The organism is Pseudomonas fulva NBRC 16637 = DSM 17717, assembly GCF_000730565.1.
GTDB classification, from domain to species: Bacteria; Pseudomonadota; Gammaproteobacteria; order Pseudomonadales; family Pseudomonadaceae; genus Aquipseudomonas; species Aquipseudomonas fulva.
This window is the reverse complement of record NZ_BBIQ01000039.1, coordinates 1-2392: the sequence shown is the minus strand read 5'-3', so window position 1 is coordinate 2392 and position 2392 is coordinate 1. Positions and strand designations below refer to the sequence as shown.

Here is a 2392-nt window from a genome sequence, read left to right as displayed (position 1 = left end):
GCCAGGTCGACCTGCGGGTTCGGTACGTCAACCGGGTCCGCCTGCGGGGCCAGCAGTTCGAGCGTCGCCAGCCCTTCGGGCACCGGCAGGCGCAAGCCTGGTGCATGCAGCAGCAAGGCCATGCGGCTGTCCTCGATCATGTAGGCCAGGCGTTCCTCGGGGTAGTCCGGGTCCAGCGGCAGGTAGGCGCCACCGGCCTTGAGGATGGCCAGCAGGCCGATGACCAGCTCCAGCGACCGCTCGGCGGCGATGCCTACCAGCACGTCCGGGCCAACACCGCGATCGATCAACTGCCAGGCCAGGCCATTGGCGGCGTTGTTGAGTTGGCGATAGGTGAGTTGACGCGCGCCGAACACCACGGCGGCCGCCTCGGGGCTGCGCTGGGCTTGCTGCTCGATCAGGCGGTGGACGCAGTGCTCATCGGGGTAACGCTGAGCGGTCTGGTTCCAGGTGCGCGCAGTGTCCAGCTGCCGTGCGTCCATCAGGGGCAGCTCGGCCACTCGTGCCCCAGGGCTGGCAAGCATGCCGCGCAGCAGGGTTTGCCAATGGCTGGCCATGCGCTCAAGCGTGCTGGTTTCGAACAGGTCGGTGGCAAAGGTCCAGGTCGCCCCCAGGCCGTCGGGTGTCTCGAAGGTGTCCAGGGCCAGGTCGAACTGGGCACTGTGGTGTTCGCCGCTCAGGGTCTGGACATCGAGCTGCGGCACCTTGAAGCCGTCACCCAGCTGCTGGTCGAGCAGGTTGCGGTGGGTGAACATCACCTGGAACAGCGGGTTGTGGCTCAGGCTGCGTGCCGGCTGCAGGGCTTCGACCAGCTGCTCGAACGGCAGGTCCTGATGCTGCTGGGCGCCCAGCGCGGCCTGGCGCACTTGTTCCAACAGCGCCTCTACGGTCAGCTGCCCATCGAAGCGCCCACGCAAGACCTGGGTATTGACGAAGAAGCCGATCAGACGCTCGGTCTCCAGGCGATGGCGGTTAGCGACGGGCACGCCGACACGGATGTCGTCCTGGCCGCTGTAGCGCTGCAACAGTGCTTGGAACGAGGCTAGCAGCAGCATGAACAGCGTGACGTTGTGCTGCTGCGCCAGCTGTTGCAGGCCCGTGGTCAGCTGCGTGTCCAAGGTCAGCCCCAGGCGGGCACCGCGGTAGCTCTGCACGGCAGGACGCGGGTGATCGGTGGGCAACTCCAGCACCACCGGCTCATCGCCCAGCTGCTCACGCCAGTACATCAGCTGACGCTCGCGTTCACCGGCTGCCAGCCAGTCGCGCTGCCAGTGGGCGTAGTCCAGGTACTGGACGGGCAGCGGCGCAAGGTTCGGTTGCGCGCCGCTTGTCAGGCTGGCATAGCTCTGCATCCATTCATCGACCATCACCTGCATCGACCAGCCATCGGAAACGATGTGGTGCTGAACCAAGGTCAGCACGTGGTCCTGTGCCCCCAGTTTCAACACACCGATGCGCAGCAACGGCCCATTGACCAAGTCGAAAGGCTGGGCGGTCTGGGCCTGGATAAAGGCCTGGATCAGTGTGCCCTCCTCGTCTTCGCCCGCAACGGATTGCACCGGCACAGGCAAACGCCAGTGGGCGTGGATGACCGGACGAACCTGGGCCTGCTCCTGGATGAAGGTGGTGCGCAGGCTTTCGTGGCGCTGCACCAGCAGGTTGAAGCTGTCTTCCAGCGCTTGCAGGTCCAGCTCGCCACGCAGGCGCAGGGCCATGGGGATGTGATAGGCGCTGCTGTGCGGCTCCAGCTGCCACAAGAACCACTGCCGCTCCTGGGCGAACGACAGCTGCAGCGGCTGGTTGCGGTCCACGGGGGCGATCGGTGCGGCGCGGTGGCCTTGCAGAGCGCTCACGGCCTGGGTAAAGGCGTGCAGGGTGCTGTGTTCGAACAGCAGCGCCAGCGGCACCTCCAGGTCCAGTTCCTGGGCAACGCGCGAAATCACCTGGGTGGCGAGCAGCGAGTGCCCGCCCAAGTCGAAGAAGTGATCGGCCATGCCTACCTGGTCCAGGTGCAACACCTGGCTCCAGATGGCTGCAACGGTGCACTCGAGCTCAGTGCTCGGTGCCTGGAAGGCCTGCCGGGTTTGTTCCAGATCAGGCGCAGGCAAGGCCTTGCGGTCCAGCTTGCCGTTGGGGCTCAAGGGCATCGCTGCCAGCCAGACCAGGTGCGAAGGCACCATGTAGGCCGGCAAGGCCTCGGCCAATCGGGCCTTGAGCTGGGCTTGCCAGGCTGCTAGATCAGCAGGCGGGTATGGGTCGGCCACGTAGCCGACCAGGTGCTGACCTTGGGCATCCTCTCGGGCCACGACCACGGTTTCACCCGCACCGGCCACTTCCAGCAGGCGCGCCTCGATCTCACCCAGCTCGATGCGCTGGCCACGGATCTTCACTT

Annotated in this window: 1 protein-coding gene; it reads right to left on the bottom strand. The window is 66.1% G+C overall.

The features are described from left to right. The coding region (locus tag PFU01S_RS21330; protein ID WP_042139942.1) for a condensation domain-containing protein at nucleotides 1-2392 on the bottom strand (2392 nt) is incomplete at both ends.